This window comes from Cytobacillus sp. FSL R5-0569 (assembly GCF_038007265.1).
Lineage (GTDB): Bacteria > Bacillota > Bacilli > Bacillales > Cytobacillaceae > Cytobacillus > Cytobacillus kochii.
In genome coordinates this window covers 2,278,598-2,297,126 of record NZ_JBBOWW010000001.1, presented here as the reverse complement: position 1 = coordinate 2,297,126, position 18,529 = coordinate 2,278,598, and the positions used below count along the sequence as shown (strand labels likewise).

Annotated in this window: 15 protein-coding genes; 10 read left to right on the top strand and 5 right to left on the bottom strand. The window is 35.9% G+C overall.

Going from position 1 to position 18,529, the window contains the following annotated elements; translation table 11 throughout:
* The first annotated feature begins 316 nt into the window (after nucleotides 1-316).
* Nucleotides 317-1,654, top strand: coding sequence for an FAD-dependent oxidoreductase (locus MKX78_RS11875; protein ID WP_095373304.1), 1,338 nt, complete (start codon nucleotides 317-319; stop codon nucleotides 1,652-1,654).
* Nucleotides 1,655-1,701: 47 nt separating this feature from the next.
* Here MKX78_RS11875 and katG read toward each other — a convergent pair whose 3' ends face one another.
* Complete coding sequence (katG, locus tag MKX78_RS11870; protein ID WP_095373305.1) at nucleotides 1,702-3,927, bottom strand: catalase/peroxidase HPI; 2,226 nt, start codon at nucleotides 3,925-3,927, stop codon at nucleotides 1,702-1,704.
* 424 nt (nucleotides 3,928-4,351) lie between these two features.
* Between katG and MKX78_RS11865 the strand changes: the two genes are divergently transcribed.
* From MKX78_RS11865 to MKX78_RS11825, 9 genes are all read left to right on the top strand, one after another.
* Nucleotides 4,352-4,954 carry a hypothetical protein gene (locus MKX78_RS11865; protein ID WP_095373306.1) on the top strand — a complete coding sequence of 201 codons (603 nt, stop codon included), beginning with the start codon at nucleotides 4,352-4,354 and terminating at the stop codon, nucleotides 4,952-4,954.
* A gap of 118 nt (nucleotides 4,955-5,072) precedes the next feature.
* Nucleotides 5,073-5,612 (top strand): short-chain dehydrogenase, encoded by a 540-nt coding sequence (locus tag MKX78_RS11860; RefSeq protein ID WP_341051019.1) that lies wholly within the window; start codon nucleotides 5,073-5,075, stop codon nucleotides 5,610-5,612.
* A gap of 151 nt (nucleotides 5,613-5,763) precedes the next feature.
* On the top strand, nucleotides 5,764-7,473 hold the full coding sequence (locus MKX78_RS11855; protein WP_157733987.1) for a sigma-54 interaction domain-containing protein: 1,710 nt from the start codon (nucleotides 5,764-5,766) through the stop codon (nucleotides 7,471-7,473).
* A gap of 229 nt (nucleotides 7,474-7,702) precedes the next feature.
* Nucleotides 7,703-8,785, top strand: a complete 1,083-nt coding sequence (locus tag MKX78_RS11850) for a DUF917 domain-containing protein (protein WP_341051017.1) — start codon at nucleotides 7,703-7,705, stop codon at nucleotides 8,783-8,785.
* A complete protein-coding gene (locus tag MKX78_RS11845) occupies nucleotides 8,782-10,332 on the top strand; it encodes a hydantoinase/oxoprolinase N-terminal domain-containing protein (RefSeq protein ID WP_095373310.1) in 1,551 nt (516 codons plus the stop codon). Before MKX78_RS11850 ends, MKX78_RS11845 begins: the two co-directional genes overlap by 4 nt.
* Before the next feature lie 28 nt (nucleotides 10,333-10,360).
* A complete protein-coding gene (locus MKX78_RS11840) occupies nucleotides 10,361-11,089 on the top strand; it encodes an aspartate/glutamate racemase family protein (RefSeq protein ID WP_095373692.1) in 729 nt (242 codons plus the stop codon).
* A 16-nt stretch (nucleotides 11,090-11,105) separates the two neighbouring features.
* A complete protein-coding gene (locus MKX78_RS11835; RefSeq protein WP_341051014.1) occupies nucleotides 11,106-12,416 on the top strand; it encodes a purine-cytosine permease family protein in 1,311 nt (436 codons plus the stop codon).
* A 30-nt stretch (nucleotides 12,417-12,446) separates the two neighbouring features.
* Nucleotides 12,447-13,541, top strand: coding sequence for a DUF917 domain-containing protein (locus MKX78_RS11830; protein WP_307314022.1), 1,095 nt, complete (start codon nucleotides 12,447-12,449; stop codon nucleotides 13,539-13,541).
* Complete coding sequence (locus tag MKX78_RS11825; RefSeq protein ID WP_095373693.1) at nucleotides 13,541-15,121, top strand: hydantoinase/oxoprolinase N-terminal domain-containing protein; 1,581 nt, start codon at nucleotides 13,541-13,543, stop codon at nucleotides 15,119-15,121. The genes MKX78_RS11830 and MKX78_RS11825 overlap by 1 nt, the downstream gene beginning before the upstream one ends.
* Before the next feature lie 852 nt (nucleotides 15,122-15,973).
* On the opposite strand, the gene MKX78_RS11820 is transcribed toward MKX78_RS11825, so the two are convergent.
* The 4 genes from MKX78_RS11820 to MKX78_RS11805 form a co-directional block, all read right to left on the bottom strand.
* A complete protein-coding gene (locus tag MKX78_RS11820) occupies nucleotides 15,974-16,447 on the bottom strand; it encodes a staygreen family protein (protein ID WP_341051012.1) in 474 nt (157 codons plus the stop codon).
* Nucleotides 16,448-16,649: 202 nt separating this feature from the next.
* Nucleotides 16,650-17,411 (bottom strand): hypothetical protein, encoded by a 762-nt coding sequence (locus tag MKX78_RS11815; RefSeq protein ID WP_095373314.1) that lies wholly within the window; start codon nucleotides 17,409-17,411, stop codon nucleotides 16,650-16,652.
* Nucleotides 17,412-17,485: 74 nt separating this feature from the next.
* Nucleotides 17,486-17,878: a helix-turn-helix transcriptional regulator gene (locus tag MKX78_RS11810; RefSeq protein ID WP_095373315.1), complete on the bottom strand. Its 393-nt coding sequence runs from the start codon at nucleotides 17,876-17,878 to the stop codon at nucleotides 17,486-17,488.
* Nucleotides 17,879-17,911: 33 nt separating this feature from the next.
* Nucleotides 17,912-18,529, bottom strand: coding sequence for a DUF2812 domain-containing protein (locus MKX78_RS11805; protein ID WP_095373316.1), 618 nt, complete (start codon nucleotides 18,527-18,529; stop codon nucleotides 17,912-17,914).

Here is an 18,529-nt window from a genome sequence, read left to right as displayed (position 1 = left end):
TGGTTAAGAGGATGAGCATAGCTTACATCAGAACCAATGTTAGCGTTTGTTAGCATTTCTGATGATATAAGTGAACAAGTTTGCGTTTTGCTACTGGGCCCCATCAATGAGTATAAATTACTCAAGCAATCATTATGGTTTCTTAAAATGAACTAAAGGGTATTCAATTAAGAAATTCACAAGTGCTGGAAGAGGATAAGAAACGATAACGTTAACCCTCATTTAACTTCGTTCAATCGTTTAATTGTAGGTAATAAACGAATCATTGTGTGAAAAACACATTGTTGAGCAAAACTAGTGAAGGGAGGAATGAAAGATGAAAATAATTATTATTGGTGGCGATGCTGCCGGGATGAGTGCAGCGATGCAAATCATTCGCAACAGCAAGGAAAATCACGAAATTACTGTATTAGAAAAAGGAACGATTTATTCTTATGGACAATGTGGTCTTCCCTATTATATTAGTGGGGTAATTCCTCAAAAAGAAGACTTAATTGCCCGTTCTGTAACAACTTTCCGCGAGAAATATGGAATTGATGCCAAAGTACAACATGAAGTCTCTAATATTAATACAGATACGAAAATCGTTGAGGGATATAACTATATTGATCAACAACCATTTCAACTTACATACGATAAATTATTGATTGCCACTGGAGTTAGTCCTGTTATGCCTGATTGGGAGGGGACTGATCTTCCAGGAATATTCACTTTAAAAACCATACCTGACGCAAATGAAATAATCCAGGAAATGAATAATCGAACGATTAAACATGTGACGATTATTGGTGGTGGATACATTGGTTTGGAAATGGCTGAAAGCTTTGTGAGGTTAGGGAAAAGGGTAACCATTATCGAGCGGAATAAACAACTTGCTACCATTTTTGATGAAGATATGGCACAGCTAATCCATCAAAAGGCTAAAGAGCATCAAGTAACTTTAAAATTAGGTGAAGAAGTTCAATCCTTTTCAGGAAAGGCTTTTGTCGAAAGCATTACGACTGATAAAGGGTCGTACAAGACAAATCTTGTCTTAGTGGCAATTGGTGTCAAGCCAAACGTAGCATTTCTCAAAAAAACAGATATTTCACTCAGTCAGCACGGGGCAATACGGGTGAACAATTATATGCAAACCAGTATAAAAGATGTATATGCAGCAGGAGATTGTGCTACGCAATATCATCGAATTAAAGCGTTAGATGATCATATTCCTTTGGGCACACACGCAAATAAACAGGGACAAATTGCAGGTCTGAGCCTATTAGGAATTCCTAAGCCGTTTAAAGGAATCGTAGGATCATCTGTCATTAAATTTTTTAACTTAACATTAGGAAGAACAGGTATTTCTGAAAAGGAAGCTAAAGAACTAAATATTCCTTACGAGTTTGTCGTAACAGACGCTCACGATATTGCTGGGTATTACCCAGATGCAAAAAGAATGAAGGTTAAACTTTTATACCATAAGAAATATCGCACATTACTTGGGGGACAAATAATTGGAGAGTACGGGGTAGATAAGCGAATAGACGTTCTTGCCACTGCGTTATACAATCAAATGTCTATCGATGACTTAATGGATTTAGATTTATCGTATGCGCCACCTTTCAACGGGGTATGGGACCCAGTGCAACAAGCCGCACGCAGAAGCAAATAAGAAGAACGCCGTCTACATAAGTAGCGGCGTTTCTTTTTAGAATAATATTACTTGCTTAATACGGCATCCTTGATTTTTAAATCAAAACGATCGGCATTCATTACTTTAACCCAAGCGGAGATAAAGTCTTTAACAAATTTCTCTTTATTATCTTCTTGTGCATATACTTCAGCGATCGAACGTAATACAGAGTTAGAACCAAATACTAAGTCCACTCTTGAAGCGGTACGAACAACTTCACCTGTTTGGCGATTACGGCCTTCAAAAATACCGCCTTGAACTGGTTTCCATTCTACACTCATATCAAGTAAGTTCGTAAAGAAATCATTGGATAGTGTGCCTACATTTTCAGTAAATACGCCATGGCTTGTGCCACCATGATTTGTACCTAATACACGCATACCGCCAATTAACACAGTCATTTCAGGAGCAGTTAAGTTTAGTAGTTGTGCTTTATCTACCAATAACTCCTCAGAAGCTACACTGTACTCTTGCTTTTGATAATTACGGAAACCATCAGCAATTGGTTCTAATACTTCGAAGTTTTCTACATCCGTCTGATCTTCTGTGGCATCTCCACGACCTGCTGAGAATGGAACAGTGACGTCAAAACCAGCATTTTTTGCTGCTTGTTCAATCGCCGCACTACCACCAAGTACAATTAAATCAGCTAAGCTGACTTTTTTATTTAATCCAGCTTGTAAACCTTCTAATGTATGAAGTACTTTAGAAAGTTGTTCAGGTTGATTCACTTCCCAGTCCTTCTGTGGAGCAAAACGGATTCGCGCACCATTTGCACCTCCACGATTGTCAGAACCACGGAATGTACTAGCTGATGCCCATGCAGTTGTAACAAGCTCACTTATTGATAAACCTGAATCTAAAATTTTGGCTTTTAACTCAGACACTTCAGCATCTGTTAGTTCATAGTCTACTTTAGGGATGGGGTCTTGCCATACTAATTCTTCTTCTGGTACTTCTGGGCCTAAATAACGATCACGTGGACCCATATCACGGTGCAGAAGTTTAAACCAAGCACGTGCAAAAGCATCGGCGAATTCTTCTGGATTCTCATAGAACCTACGAGAGATCTTCTCATAAGCAGGGTCCATACGTAGCGCCATATCAGCAGTTGTCATCATTGTTTTTACACGGACAGAGCTATCTGCGGCATCAGGCGCCATATGTGCTTCATCTTGACCTACTGCTTGCCATTGATACGCACCGGCAGGGCTTTTTGTTAATTCCCACTCATATCCAAATAATTGTTCGAAGAAACCGTTATCCCACTGAGTAGGGTTTGCAGTCCATGCACCTTCAATTCCACTTGTAATTGTGTCACGACCTTTACCACTACCATGTGAGCTGATCCAACCAAGTCCTTGCGCTTCAATTGGCGCTGCTTCTGGTTCTGGGCCAACTTGCGCAGCATCTCCAGCACCATGTGCTTTACCGAAAGTATGTCCACCTGCAACAAGGGCAACTGTTTCTTCATCATTCATACCCATACGTGCAAATGTTTCCCGAATATCTTTACCACTTGCTACAGGATCTGGTTTCCCATTTGGACCTTCAGGATTCACATAAATCAGACCCATTTGTACAGCCGCTAAAGGATTTTCCAATTCACGATCTCCTGAGTAGCGGTTATCACCAAGCATTTCTTTTTCATTACCCCAGTATACATCTTCTTCAGGGTGCCAAATATCTGCTCGGCCACCACCGAAACCAAATGTTTTACCACCCATCGATTCGATGGCAACGTTTCCTGCTAATAGAATGAGATCTGCCCAAGAAATTTTGTTACCGTACTTTTGTTTAATAGGCCATAAAAGACGACGAGATTTATCAATGTTGGCATTGTCTGCCCAACTATTAAGAGGGGCAAACCGTTGTGAACCTGTACCGCCACCCCCGCGGCCATCACCTGTACGGTAAGTACCTGCAGAATGCCAAGCCATACGAATAAACTGTGGTCCGTAATGACCGAAGTCTGCTGGCCACCAATCTTGGCTATCCGTCATTAATTTATGAAGATCTTGCTTTAAAGCATAGTAATCTAGTTTAGTAAATTCTTCAGTATAATCGAAATCTTCACCCATTGGATTAGACTTTTTATCATGTTGGTGAAGAATATTTAAGTTTAATTGATTGGGCCACCAATCTTTGTTAGTCGTTGCTTCAGATTGCTGCTTCGTTACACTTCCATGATGAAAAGGGCAGCCACCTCCGCCTGAATGGTTTGCTTCAGAAATAATATTATTTTCGCTCATACTGATTCTCCTTTATTGTGAAGTGAGGTAATTATCATCATCTACTAATCAATCTCAGATAATAATAATTATTATATAATGATTATAATAAAATATAATAAAAAAAGTAAAGGGAAAAGATGAAATTTACGAGAAAATTATATTCTAAGAGGATAAACAATGGAATATTAGGGTCCTTTTATTCTTGTAAAATAGTAAAAAGAGAAGGAGGATATGAGAAAACGCAAATGAAATTGATAAAATTAATATGTAAATGAAAATAAATCAGTAAAAGGTATTATCAGTTAATAGAGGTCATAAAATAAAGATAGAAAAATCTGACTATTTATCTTTTATTGTAAATGAAAGTAACTAAAATGGAAAGTATTAGCCTTTGATTAATATAATCTTTCTTAATAATCCTTTTAAATAGGTGGGGAAGGCAATGATTCATCAAAAGGAAAACAGCTTCTTAATCATCATCATTACTCTATTACTATTATGTATTACATTGATTCTAGGGGCTTGTTTACATATCATGTTTGAATGGGACTTGACCATTATAGCTGGTTTGATCGGATTTGTTGGAGCGATTATTGGCGGAATGATTACCTTCTACGGTGTTAGAGTAACCATTTGGCATCGTGATAAGGAAATCTTTCTCTCAACCGCCACCTCAAAACTACTTTTAATAACGACGAAGATTGAACCTAAATATAAAGAGATTGCTAATGAAGCATTACTATACTCTAATGTTTTTAATTTAGACATTGATTACCATCTGAAAGCAAAAAGATTACACGAACTAATGAAACGGTTCATCTATACATCATATGAAGATATGGAAACACTCTATGACATTATGGAATATGAAGACATTAAAGGCTTTCATCAATCACTTAAAGAGATGAGAGAAGAAGTAGTGAATGAATCGAATGTGCAACTAAATGATTTAATTCAACTTATTCAGCAAAGCTACCAATATATCTTTGCAACTTCTGCAAAATTAGAAAAGAAATATTTCCAATACAAGAAGCAAGTTCTTTAAACCGTCAAAATTCTTCAATGAAATTTTGTGAAAAAGAGGGTTTAATCGCTGATAAATGGAAGTTTTATGTATGCGCTCGCAGTAACATCGCAGCTAATTAGAAGGAGGGAGAAGCAGTATGAAAAACTTTGGACATACGCTCATTTTTGGAGGAACAGGTATGTTAAAGGAAACAACAAATTGGTTAATTGATCGCACGACTCAAACAAGAATCTATGGAAGAAAGAGCAAATCCCTAGAGCATTCAAATACAACTTATCGCCTTTTAGATTACACAGATACTGACAAACTTATTGAAGAGATTACCCTTGCTCACAAAGATGGCGGTCCCATTCACACTGTTTTAGCATGGATTCACAATACAGCCCCCAACGCTATTCCTATAATGAACAAACAAATAGAGCAATTACAAAATGAACCTTGGACACTCTATCTTGTAAAAGGCAGCAGTTCAGACATCGAAAGTATCAAATCCTCCCAACAAAACTACCAAGACCAATGTAAGCTTAAAATCATCCAACTAGGCTTCAAATATAACGGAACATCTTCCAGGTGGCTCACACACGAAGAAATATCAGCTGGTACAATTGACAGTATGCAATCAGAGAGGGATTTCACCATCATTGGCACACTTAAGCCTTGGGGGGCGCGACCTTAATTCACCTTTATATGAATGGAATTATTTAAACTAAGGTTTATTTTTCATAAGATCATTTAAAGTAACATTGATCTAAATGCGTCAATATACCAATGGGAAATCTAGATTATTTGTTATAATAACTTTAATCTCAGTAAAAGTGGTGATCCTGTTGTTATCTGAATTATACAAAAGTGAAATAACGACAATTGCTATAAGGTTCTTTCGCCACTATTCTTGTAAGATACATATCTATTTTGAGAATTGTGATAGGGAGAATTCAACCTTTAGTGTCCTTATTGAAGAAAAACTCCGGAAAACGAGGAACCATATTGGACAATTATTTAAAGAATCATGTAGCATTTGTACTGACTTATGTACATTAACTGAATACCCAGATGAAGAAATAAGTATGACCCCAATTAGGATAGCGGATCAAATAGTGGCATATCTTGTTATTCAAAATGGTATGAAAAATGAACAGCGATATGAAACATTAGAACTCATTGACTCTCAATTGGACTTATGTAAATCGACGATCGAAATAAAATTACAAAGTCTAGAACTAGAACGTCTTTATCATGAAACGTTAGATGAACTGCAAATCTTTTTACAAACTACAAGCGATGTATTTGTCCTAATTAACAAAGAAGACATCATTGAAACGACCAGTCAAACATTCTCATCTATTAATGAGGAAAGATTAAATGTAGTAGGCTTAAATATTTCGACTTTAATGTACAGTAAAGATTGGGAAAGACTCAAAAAGGATAAAGTCATTGAAGAGGTTGAATTATTAGTGAACAAAGGAAAAGCTACGGTTTCTTTAAGAACAATCAAATCAAATGATGTAACAATCTCCTATTTAATACAAATATTAATGGATAAAGGAACTGTGAAAAAACCGATTGCTAAACAAACGCTCTATACTTTTCAACAAATTAAAGGGACTAGTCATAGTATTCAAAAAACGATTGAAAAAGCACAGAGAGTAGCTAATAGTGACTCATCTATTCTATTAAGAGGTGAAAGTGGTACGGGAAAGGAAATTTTTGCCCAAGCTATTCACCATGGAAGCAATCGAAGTAAAAGGCCATTTATTGCACTAAATTGTGCGGCCATACCGGAATCATTATTAGAAAGTGAATTATTTGGCCATGTAAAAGGTGCATTTACTGGTTCACATACCACAAGAGTTGGGCGCTTTGAGCTCGCAAATGGCGGTACGCTTTTTTTAGATGAGATTGGTGATTTATCTCCTTCTCTTCAAGCGAAGTTATTAAGGGTTGTTCAAGAAAGAAGAATAGAAAAAGTAGGTGATAATCAATCAACCCCAGTTGATGTAAGAATCATTACTGCTACTCATCAAAACTTGGAGCAATTGGTTCAAGTAGGTAAGTTCAGAAAAGATTTATATTACCGTTTAAATGTTATACCGATTGTCATCCCACCTTTAAGAGATAGAAGGGAGGATATCCCGATATTGATTGAATATTTTATGAAAAACTTATCAAAACAAGCTGGAAAAAAACCGAAAAGAATTTCTAAAGAAGTATTGGAGATTTTATTGAAAAACAATTGGAGCGGCAATATTAGAGAGTTACAAAATGTCGTTCACCACTTTGTTCAATTAGAAATCGGTGAATTAGTGACTCAAAAAAGTTTGCCAACGTATCTTAAAGATGAAATACAATCTCAAATACAATTACAACCAAATCAAAAGCGTTTATATAGAAAACAATCCAATGAAAACAAAGAGGAAATCCTCCGACTATTAGATGAATTCGGAAGGGATACCTTGGGTAAAAAAAGAGTAGCAAAATCTTTGAATATAAGTTTACCAACCTTATACCGCAAACTGAATAAATTAAGAATTAAGTAATTTGAGAAACAAAGAGAAAAGTTGAGAAAAAATGAGAAATCAATGTATTTAACCTGTTTTTCTCAATTATCATTCTCAAGTAAATATTTAAAAATCCTCTCACTTGAGAGGATTTTCACGTTTAATCTAGATACATAAAGTTACGAGATTCGTGGTTTTTTAAGTTATTATTTTATTTTTTTGAATTTTGGTACAGAACTTGCAATTAGTAAAGAAAGGAGATAAAGAAATGCCTTGGAAAATAACTAAAGAAGACATTCGATTCATTTCCCTTGGGGCAAGAATATTATCTTGTGGAGGTGGTGGTAATACAAGATCAATTGAAGCTTTAATTTTGTCTGTGATGAAAGACGATGATGTGATAGAGGTGATACCCATTCATGAAGTGAAGGATGATTGGTGGGTAACTGCTATTGGAATTATGGGTTCAACAGTCCTCTTTAATGAAGATTTACCGACAGGCGAAGAAGTGGAAACAGCACTTAGTTTATATGAAAAGGAATATAACAAAAATGTAGATGCCCTCATTTCTATTGAAATAGGCGGTGTGAATGCTTTGGCTCCCCTTTTACTTGCTCTAAAGCGGCACCTTCCTGTGATTGATGGAGATGGAATGGGAAGAGCCTTTCCAGAGCTTTATATGACTACTTTGCATTTAAATGGTATTCCACTTGCCCCTCTTTCACTAGTCACGCAAGAAAATATGAAGTTCATTCCTTCTTCAAACACTTCCGATCAGGCAGTAGATGAAGCGAAATCATTTGCTAAGAATAATGGAGGGCATAGTCACTTAGTTGGCTATGGTGCTAGTGGAGATGAGATCAAAACTTCCATGTTGTCAGGGACACTTTATTTAGCTTATCGTTTAGGGAAAATTATTGCGTCTTATGGCGACGGAATGACCCGATTAAGACAAATAATGAACGCATTTGAAAATTCTATCTACGGAGAATTATCTTTTGTGATTAAAGGATATGTAACAGAAGTCTCTCGTTGGTTTGAAAATGAAGGGATTGTTGGAAAACTATTCATTGAAAGCTATACAAAACAACATAACCAGAAAATTGAAATCCAATTTATGAATGAATTTTTTTTCATTCATAATGGCGAAAACATTTATCGTGTGCCAGATTTAATTGTGTTTCTCCATATAGATTCACTTGAACCAATCAGTGTTGTAGACATTCAAAAGGCTCAATCAGTCATAGTTTTAGTTATACCTGCTCCTAACATATTGCATACTACAGATATGTTAACACTCATACACATGAAAGAATCCTATCAACTATTAAAGAAAGAGGAAGACCAATGAGGTTAGGAATTGATGTAGGTGGAACAAATACTGATGCAGTTATCATTGATGAATCAGACAATATAAAGGCCTGGTCAAAGCAATTGACGACAAGTAACTTGGGAGAAACCATCTATAAAACCGCAAAAGTAGTATTAAATGAGGCCAATGTAAAGTCAGAATCGATAAAAGGGGTCTTCTTAGGCACTACACATGTACTAAATGAATTGTATTATCCAAAAAATTTAGCCAAGACAGCTTTGATTCGCTTAACTAAGAAACCATCGAAAATCAAACCAGGTTTATTTTGGCCAAGTCATTTAAGTAAATACATTATAAAAGAGTTTCATTTAGAAACAAGATATGATTTTACAAGGCAAATACCTCATTATGAAATCGATCATGAAAGTGTATTGAAGATAATGAAGGAAATAGAAAAAGCAAAAGTAGATGCTGTATGTATAGTAGGCGCCTTTTCTTCCTTTTATGAGGATGAAGAAAATAACTTAAAAAAAGTGATCGCCTCTCATATGCCTTCTCTTTCTGTCACTGTATCTAATGAAATAGGAAGTATAGGCTTTTTAGATCGTGAGAATGCCTCTTTGCTTAACTCAATGTTGTCATTTGTGATGAAGGATGCTTTAAGCTCCATTAATGATATCTTAAAAAACTTAGGTCTGCATTGCCCTTATTGGATAACCCAAAATGATGGATCATTGATGAAAGTAGAAGAAGCGATTAAGTTACCTATTTTCACAATCGGTTCTGGCATAACTAATAGTTTACGCGGCGCTTCCAAACTTACTGGTTTAAAGAACTTCATAGCGATTGATGTTGGAGGTAGCACAATTGATATTGGTATGGTAAGTCATGGTCATCCACAAACAGAAGAAGGGCCTGTAAAAGTATTGGATATACCAGTAAATGTTAGGCTTCCAAAAGTACATTCACTTTCAACAGGTGGAGGCAATTTGGTCAATACTCATAAAGGGAATTTATTAATTGAAGATACAATTGCAAGTGATATAACAAAAGATGGGCTTGCATGGGGAGGAGAGCAATGGACAATATCCGACTCGTTTTTAAAAATCTTTCCTCATTCATTCAAGGATAAACACATTAAATATGAAAATCTAGAAGGTATTTCAACAGAAGATTGTTTAAAAGTAGTAAATACGGTATCAAGCAGGATAAGAGAAAAAATCAGACAATTACAACCTAAAGATCAATACATCCCACTCGTTCTAGTTGGGGGTGGAAGTCCTTTACTTCTAAATAATATTTTCACTAAATTTGATAAAGCTATCCAGCCTGTAGGTTATCAAATATGTAATGCGGTAGGGGCTTGTTATGCTCCTCTAAGCTCAAGTCTAGACAAAGTTTTTTGGCTAAATGATCGCACAAAAGAAGAAATTGTAGAAAGAGAGAAAGAGAGAGTAATTAAAGAGTTAATTCATAAAGGAGCAAAACCTGAAACGATCAAAATTAATAGAGTGGAGGAATTTCCATTCGATTATTTAAAAGGTGAAATGTTTCGTTTGAAAATAATGGCATTTGGTGATTTATAATCTTATTTTAAAAAAGAGAGGGCGAAATATGAAAATTAAAGTGATTGCACCTATTATCTCAGACACATTTATGGATGAAATGAAAAAAGAATTTACTGGATTTTCCTATCCTCAAACAACCATTGATGTAACAAACCTAGATTACGGGCCTGCTTCAATAGAAAGTGAGTACGATGAAGCCTTATGTGTACCTGATTTTATCGAAAAAGTAAAACAAGCGGAAGCAGACGGGTACGACGGTGTGATTAGTAATTGTTTTGGAGATCCAGGAGTGAAGCCAGCTAGAGAGGTCGTTGATATTCCAGTGATAGGCCCTTGCGAGGCTTCTATGCTGTTTACAAGCACACTGGCAAAACGTTTCTCTGTTGTAACTGTTCTCCCCAATGTCGTTTCAATGATTAGTAACATTAGTAAAGTAACAGGTGTTTATCATAATCTTGCCTCTATTCGTTATGTAAACATCCCCGTTTTAGAAGTACATGAGAAAGAGAAGTTAAAGAGTGCCCTTTTAGACGAAATGTTAAAAGCGATTAAAGAAGACCAAGCAGAAGCACTAATTTTGGGCTGTACTGGATTTATGGGGGTAGCTAGCGAACTCCAAATGAAGCTAACTGAAAAAGGCTATGACATTCCAGTTGTAGATCCTGGCTTTGCTGCAACTAAATTATTAGAAGCAACAATAAGCATGGGAGTGAAGCAAAGTCGCATTACTTATATGAAGCCGCCAAGTAAACAAAGAGTGATGAATACGAATTGAATGGAGGGATAGGACGTTGGCAAATCATTCTACTATTGGGGACGATTATTCATTAACAAGGGTGCCTCAGGAGGCTAGGCGATCACTGTGGAGTATTACGATCATTCGTGTCGGGGCATTAGCAACCATTTCACAATTTATTTTAGGAGCATCTTTAGGATACGGTATGACTTTCTGGCAGGCATTTTGGGCTACGTTTCTAGGTAGTGTGATTCTTCAAGTGGTTGGTTTCCTTTTAGGGTATGCAGGCGCGAAAGAAGGGTTATCTACAAGCCTTCTAGCTAGGTGGACAGGGTTTGGGCGCCATGGTTCGAGTATAATTGGTGCAGTTATAGCTATTTCTTGTATTGGTTGGTTTGGAGTACAAAATTCCGTGTTCGCTGAAGGAATTGTACAATCTACAAATGGAGCGATTTCTTTACCCTTAGCAGCAACATTAACAGGAATTGGCGTAACAATTTTGGTTATTTTCGGTTTTAAACTTTTAAGTATTACTGCTTCTATCACTGTACCTTTATTTCTAATAGCTGTCAGTATAGGAATTTATCAAACACTAAAAGGACAGAGTTTTTCTGATTTACTAGCAACACAGCCAGCAGGTGAGCCTTTATCAATTGGCGTTGCTGCGACGATGGTTGCGGGTGGATTTATCATAGGTGCCGTGATTACCCCGGATTTTAGTAGGTTTGCTAAGAGTGGAAAAGATGTTTTCTGGATGACTACCATCGGATTATTAGTTGGAGAGTTAGGGATTAATATGATTGCTGTCTTAATGGCTTTAGCAGCAAGAACAAGTGATGTAGCTAATATTATGATGACAACAGTTGGCTGGTTAGGGGTTTTGGTTGTGGTCCTTTCCACAGTTAAAATCAATAATTTAAACTTGTACTCATCATCCCTCGGTTTTACTAATATTTTTGACTCATTATTTCGAATTCAATTAAATCGTGGAATGGTTACGTTACTTATTGGTATTATTGGGACGCTATTATCTGTATTAGGGATACTAGAACGTTTCACTGATTTTCTCGTTTTACTTGGGATACTTGTTCCACCTGTTGCGGGAATTATGGTTATTGACTATTTCATTTTAAAGACACATAGGAAAATACTAGACGAAAGTCGCCAGAAGGGCCAATTACCTGCAAATACCGAGAAACTTGGCTGGCCTACGATTTTAGCCTGGGGATGCGGAGGATTAGCTGGTTATTTTATTACAATAGGTATACCGTCTATTAACTCGTTAGTGATTAGTGCGGTCATTTATTATGTTGCAAAAAAAATGGAGCGATTATATAAAACTGATATTCATGCAGATGCAGCATAAATATTTAGAAACTTCAAAGGAGTGCGCGAAATGAGAAAAATAGGAAAACAAGAAATTGAGGATATGGCAATTGGTGCAGCTTTACTTGGAACGGGCGGAGGTGGAGATCCGTACATCGGGAAGCTAATGGCGCTTCAAGCAATTGAAGAATATGGAGAAGTAATATTATTAGACCCAGAGGAAGTACCAGACGATGCATTGGTTGTCCCATCATCAATGATGGGTGCACCCACTGTTATGTTAGAAAAAGCACCAAGTGGTGAGGAGGCTATTCGTGCTTTTAATCAATTAGAGGAATATTTAGGTGAAAAGATATACGGGACTTTTCCTATTGAAGCGGGTGGTGTAAATAGCATGTTACCTTTTGCATTAGCTGCAAGATTAGGAATTCCAGTAATAGATGCTGATGGGATGGGACGAGCATTTCCAGAACTCCAAATGGTAACCTTTTATTTAGACGGGATATCAGCAACTCCTGCAATAATAGCTGATGAAAAGGGAAATACGGCGCTATTGTCTACAATTGATAATGTATGGACAGAGCGGATTGCTAGATCTGCAACTATACAAATGGGTGGTTCAGTCATGTGTGCGATGTATTCAATGAAAGCTAAAGACCTTAAGAAAAGTGGGATTACAAATATTCTTAAGCTTGAAGAGGAAATTGGTAAAAGTATTAGATTAGCTAAAATAAATAATGTGAATCCTATAGAAAAAATTTTAGAAACAGTCAATGGCTTTGAGTTATTTAAAGGGAAAGTCATTGATATAGATAGGAAAACTGAATCAGGTTTTGCAAAGGGTGTCGCTACTTTCGAGGGGCTTGAACAAAATAAAGGTGAAAATTTAAAACTCCGCTTTCAAAATGAACATCTTATTGCTCAAACGAATGAAAAGGTTTTATGTATGACGCCGGATTTAATAGCTGTACTCGATTCAGAAACAGGTTTACCTATAACAACAGAAGGCATACGCTATGGATCTAGATGTGTTGTAATTGGCATCCCTTGTCATCCAAAATGGAGAACAGAAAAAGGCATAGCAACAGTAGGACCAAACTACTTTGGCTATGATATGGCATATACACCTGTAGAGGAACTTGTAAAAAAAGGAGTGACACAATGATGGCAACATATAGAATTGGAATTGATGTAGGTGGTACTCATACTGACGCGGTCTTGTTAAATGACAAGAATGAAGTCATATCAGAAACAAAAGCTTCAACTACTGAAGATGTAGCTACAGGCATATATCACGCAATGCACAAAATTGTTTCTCATGCGAATGTGCCAAAAGAAAATATAAAATATGCAATGCTAGGAACAACTCATTGCACGAATGCGATTGTTGAAAGAAAGAGACTAAATCAAGTGGCGGTAGTACGAATTGGTGCGCCAGCGACACTGGCAGTCAAACCTTTAATAGGTGTCCCAAATGACCTTAGAGAATTACTAGGTGAACATGTCTTCTTAGTGCGAGGGGGTCATGAATTTGATGGAAGAGAAATAGTTGAACTTGATGAAAATCACTTATATGAAATCGCAAATGAATTAAAGGAAAAAGTGGATTCCATAGCAATTACTTCTGTTTTCTCTCCAGTATCAAAGGCACATGAAGAAAGAGCAGCAGAGATTTTTCAAGAAGTATTGGGAGACTCTATCGCATTATCGTTATCTTCTGAGATTGGTTCTGTAGGGCTTTTAGAAAGGGAGAATGCGACCATATTAAACGCTTCAGTTATTAATGTCGCAAAGATGGCTGCAGAAGGGTTTATCGATGCATTAAAAAATGAAGGGATTCAAGCGAAAGTATTCTTTGGACAAAATGACGGAACATTGATGTCTGTAAAATACGCTATGAAATATCCTATTTTCACAGTTGCATGCGGACCTACTAATTCTTTGAGAGGAGCTTCATATTTAAGTGAATTATCGGATGCCATAGTCGTAGATGTTGGAGGAACAACATCTGATGTAGGTGTGCTAGTGCAATCATTTCCACGAGAATCTTCTCTTGCAGTTGAGATTGGTGGAGCAAGAACGAACTTCCGTATGCCGGATTTAGTTTCTATAGGCTTAGGGGGCGGAACAATTATAAAGATAGAAGACGAACACTCTTTTACAATCGGTCCTGAAAGTGTGGGATATCGATTACCAGAGAAAGGATTGGTCTTCGGTGGAGATACATTAACTACTACTGATGTTGTTGTGGCACTTGGGAAAAGTAATTTAGGAGACGTTAAAAAAGTGTCACATCTTGATAAAAATTTATTAGAAAAAATATACGTAAGAATGGTTGAGATGGTCGAAGAAGCAATAGACAGAATGAAAACAAGTGCTGATCCAGTTCCCGTTATTCTTGTTGGAGGAGGTAGTATTTTACTACCAGAAACCCTTAAAGGTGCCTCACATGTTATCCGCCCGAACCATTCAGGAGTAGCAAATGCTATTGGCTCAGCCATTGCTCAAGTGAGCGGGCAAGTGGAAAAGATATTTGTTTTAGATGAGATTGGCAGAGCTGCTGCGTTACAAAGCGCAAAAGAACAAGCAATAAAAGAAGCTGTGCAAGCTGGAGCCGAACCAAGTAGTGTAGAGATTGTAGATATTGAGGATGTCCCATTGGCCTACTTGCCAGGAAATGCAACGAGAGTAAGAGTAAAAGCGGCAGGGGACTTAAAATATCAAAGCGAGGTTGCTATCAATTAATATGCTTTTAACAGAGTGAAATTCAAAAACCAGTCATCAACACTATAGATGACTGGTTTTTAGCTTTAGAAAAAAATAGAGATGATTAAGGTACCTCAGTATCTAAAACAAATTATTAGTTGATAATCCAGAGCATTCAAAAGAATAAGGATTATGAAAGTTTAAAGAACTGGCATAAAAAAAATAAACATAGAGTTGCTATTTTTCGGTTAGATGGCGGTGAAGTCGTAGGCGAGAAATCGCAAATGAAAGTAACTACTATTCTTATCATTTTTATCTAGTTTACATAATATATATTATAGGAAGTTAAATAATTATAATCATTTTTGTCTCAATATCCAAGTATACTTAAAACATTGAGACAAAATAAAATTTTATGATTCTGATCTTATTCTGCGATAAATTGCAAATCAATATGTCATCTTTAATAAATATAACAAAATGATTGATTCGCATATGATTCAAGTTTTAGTGTATTTATAAATCTATTATCCAATAAAAAAATCCAGTTAACTCAATAATTTTATTTACGTTCTTGCTCTAGCTATGTTGTATACGATTAGAATATCGTATTAGCTCTTTCTTAGCTACCTTTTCTATTTTTCCTCTAATCGTACTCTGGCTCTTGCTCCAGCATTGCCAGCTGCTGAATGCTCATAATTAAGTTTGGATGTAACAGAAAAATTGCTTTATCTATTATCATGTCTTTCTGCATGATATAAAAATAACTCCTTGATCACTAAGATTATTCACGAATTTAATTAACTGCAACATATTTCTACTTTATGAATTTTAAATAGAAAAAGTTATAAACCATGCTATGATTTATAACTTTTAGTTTACATAATAATATTATTGTCTTTGTAAAGCTTTGCTTAAAAACTGTCTTACATTTCCGTAATATTGTATCTTATTAAACGCAGGATAATCAGATTGAAACTGTACGTAGATTGGAGAATCAAGTAACCATGGATAATGCTGTAAAAATTGTTGATCTCCAAAAACCAGCGCTGTTAACCAATTCTTGATTTCTCTTTCATAAATAAGATATCGTATCTTAGCATACGGTTCGGTATATTCTCCTTTGCTAATTTGAAATCGGCAGAACAATACATATTGCCCCATTTGCGGTATCCACTGTGCCTGAAGCGCGTCAGAATGATTGTTCTCATTGCCTTTTACGCTCTCAATAGAAATGCTTAAATAAGCTTGTTCATCTCCATAAGGCTGTCGAAAGTAATAATTTCTATATTCAACTGGCTTAACATTTGTAGCAGGAGCAAGAATATCAACCTTTAATTTTGTTAAATCTAATTCTTGATTCATTGAATCCTTCCCCTTCATTAAAAGATTGTTACTTCTATACATCATATGCCCATTAACTAAAGTTGTGCTAGCTAGAGATTTGTACCTCATTCTTACCATAAAGAAGAAAACTCAATGCTCCTTGAGCTGCCCTTATCATAAAAAATAGCTTATAGTTTATCTTTAAAAGAAGATAAACTATAAGCATTTTAGCAATAACCGCTTATTTGTTTCTTACATCTAAAATTTCTACGTTCACTAATTGCCATTTTTCATCTTCTCTTTTCCAAAAAGATTGCAAATAAGCTATAGTATCATTTTGGTCTATACCTGTGACCCTTTGCATTCCCTTCAAGCCCTTTTCCCCCTTTGTATTTTCAAAAGGAGTAAGCATATTGTATGAGTTAACAGTTAGTTCAAAAGGTTCGTTTAATTTTCCTTTATGATATAAACCGAGTTTTTCATATGCTTTTGCATTCTCAGCCAAATCAAAAGTTACTTCTCTATTTTCATTTTCTACTGCGATAACAGCTTCGTAATTATCCTCTAATTGCGCAGTAGAAGTGACTGGATCAGGTACACCTAAGTTAATTAGTTTTCCATCTTGATAACTATAAAGATAGAATGAAGCATTTTCTCCACTATCTTCGCTGTTGATTTTCACTAGCAATTCCTTATTACCATCATCATTAAAATCAATTATTTTTAATCGTGGGTCAAACCCTGGTTCTAAATCTACTTTGACAGTTTTTTTAAGATCATCTTCTACTTCTAATGATAATTCTTTAAAAAAACCAGCTTCTTCTTCATAACGGATACCTTTAATCTTTATCGTCTCTTTTATCTCTTTTCCAGAAAGCTCTGCTTCTTGGGTAATGACTGTTTTTTGCTCTTCATTCTTGTCTACACCGGCATATACAGCGGTCATCGTGGATAAACTCATCAAGAAAAAGGCAGTTAATGCGACAAGCACTTCTTTCTTCATTATAAAGACCCTCCTAACATTATTATAAGGATGCCCTTTATTGGAAGAATAATGCAAAAATAGACTTGAAAAATTTATTTTCTTTTTATTGGTCCATAATGATCACTCATGGCCTGATTTAGCAGTCCTAAACAACGGTCAAACTCCACTTTCATTTGCTTTCTATATAGCTCGTATTCTTGCTTCCCCTTATCCGTAAGATGATAAATAATAATTTCTTGAAAATCTACACCAGGTTCACCAAGTAACTTTTTTTCTCTTCTCACCCATCCCTCTCTCGTTAATTCATGTAATGTTTTATAGATTTCGGAATGAGTAGGATGATATCCATATGGTTTAAATTCGGTTCTAAGATCATCTAAAAACTGAGTACCATAACGCTTATTCGCTTCAATCATTTTTAGTAAATACAACTTCAAAAATGCTCTTTGTCTTACAAGAAAGCCCCTCTTTAATTCTGATTCCATTGTTCTCTCCTACCTTTGCTATGAAGAATCATGTTATTTTTTTATCATTGATTGAATATACCGTTTATTTGCTTTATAACTAAAGAATAAATAGGATAGAACAGATAGTGGAATGAATGTCCAAGCTGCCCCTCTTAACAAGGCAAAAGGTGTCTCAAAAATAAACGAAAACCAAAATGACATTCCACTTTTGTCCCATAGCCCCGGAGTTAAGTAAAGTTCACTTGGTCGAATGAAATAGGCTGGATCAATGATGCCTGTATAATAAAGAAAGACTATTAGTGGGAAATTACCAATGGCAAGCATGAGAGAAGAATGAGCGTAACGTTTATACCTTTTTGCCTTTGAAACATTATCAGAAAAAATATCATCTGTGGCTTGATCATCGATTTTCTCAAAATATTGAATCCCTGAATATTTTGATCCAGCAATATGTCTCCAACCACTATCCTCGAACAATGTAATATAATCCAAAAAGTCTGCTGAATGCTTGAACTTTCTGAAATCTATTTTGATTTTCTTCTCTTTTGCCTCAACTAACCGAAATTTGTAGCCGAAATAAGTGCTTTCTAATTGGTACCCTTCACTCGCCATTCTCTCTAACCATTGTTCCTCTTTATCAAAGTCAATAAAAACCTTGAATTTGCGCAT

Bases quoted from the DNA above. Each gene is read 5' to 3' on its own strand.
- MKX78_RS11875 (WP_095373304.1), top strand. From the start codon at position 317: ATGAAAATAATTATTATTGGTGGCGATGCTGCCGGGATGAGTGCAGCG.
- katG (WP_095373305.1), bottom strand. From the start codon at position 3,927: ATGAGCGAAAATAATATTATTTCTGAAGCAAACCATTCAGGCGGAGGT.
- MKX78_RS11865 (WP_095373306.1), top strand. From the start codon at position 4,352: ATGATTCATCAAAAGGAAAACAGCTTCTTAATCATCATCATTACTCTA.
- MKX78_RS11860 (WP_341051019.1), top strand. From the start codon at position 5,073: ATGAAAAACTTTGGACATACGCTCATTTTTGGAGGAACAGGTATGTTA.
- MKX78_RS11850 (WP_341051017.1), top strand. From the start codon at position 7,703: ATGCCTTGGAAAATAACTAAAGAAGACATTCGATTCATTTCCCTTGGG.
- MKX78_RS11845 (WP_095373310.1), top strand. From the start codon at position 8,782: ATGAGGTTAGGAATTGATGTAGGTGGAACAAATACTGATGCAGTTATC.
- MKX78_RS11840 (WP_095373692.1), top strand. From the start codon at position 10,361: ATGAAAATTAAAGTGATTGCACCTATTATCTCAGACACATTTATGGAT.
- MKX78_RS11830 (WP_307314022.1), top strand. From the start codon at position 12,447: ATGAGAAAAATAGGAAAACAAGAAATTGAGGATATGGCAATTGGTGCA.
- MKX78_RS11825 (WP_095373693.1), top strand. From the start codon at position 13,541: ATGGCAACATATAGAATTGGAATTGATGTAGGTGGTACTCATACTGAC.
- MKX78_RS11820 (WP_341051012.1), bottom strand. From the start codon at position 16,447: ATGAATCAAGAATTAGATTTAACAAAATTAAAGGTTGATATTCTTGCT.
- MKX78_RS11815 (WP_095373314.1), bottom strand. From the start codon at position 17,411: ATGAAGAAAGAAGTGCTTGTCGCATTAACTGCCTTTTTCTTGATGAGT.
- MKX78_RS11810 (WP_095373315.1), bottom strand. From the start codon at position 17,878: ATGGAATCAGAATTAAAGAGGGGCTTTCTTGTAAGACAAAGAGCATTT.
- MKX78_RS11805 (WP_095373316.1), bottom strand. From the start codon at position 18,529: ATGCGCAAATTCAAGGTTTTTATTGACTTTGATAAAGAGGAACAATGG.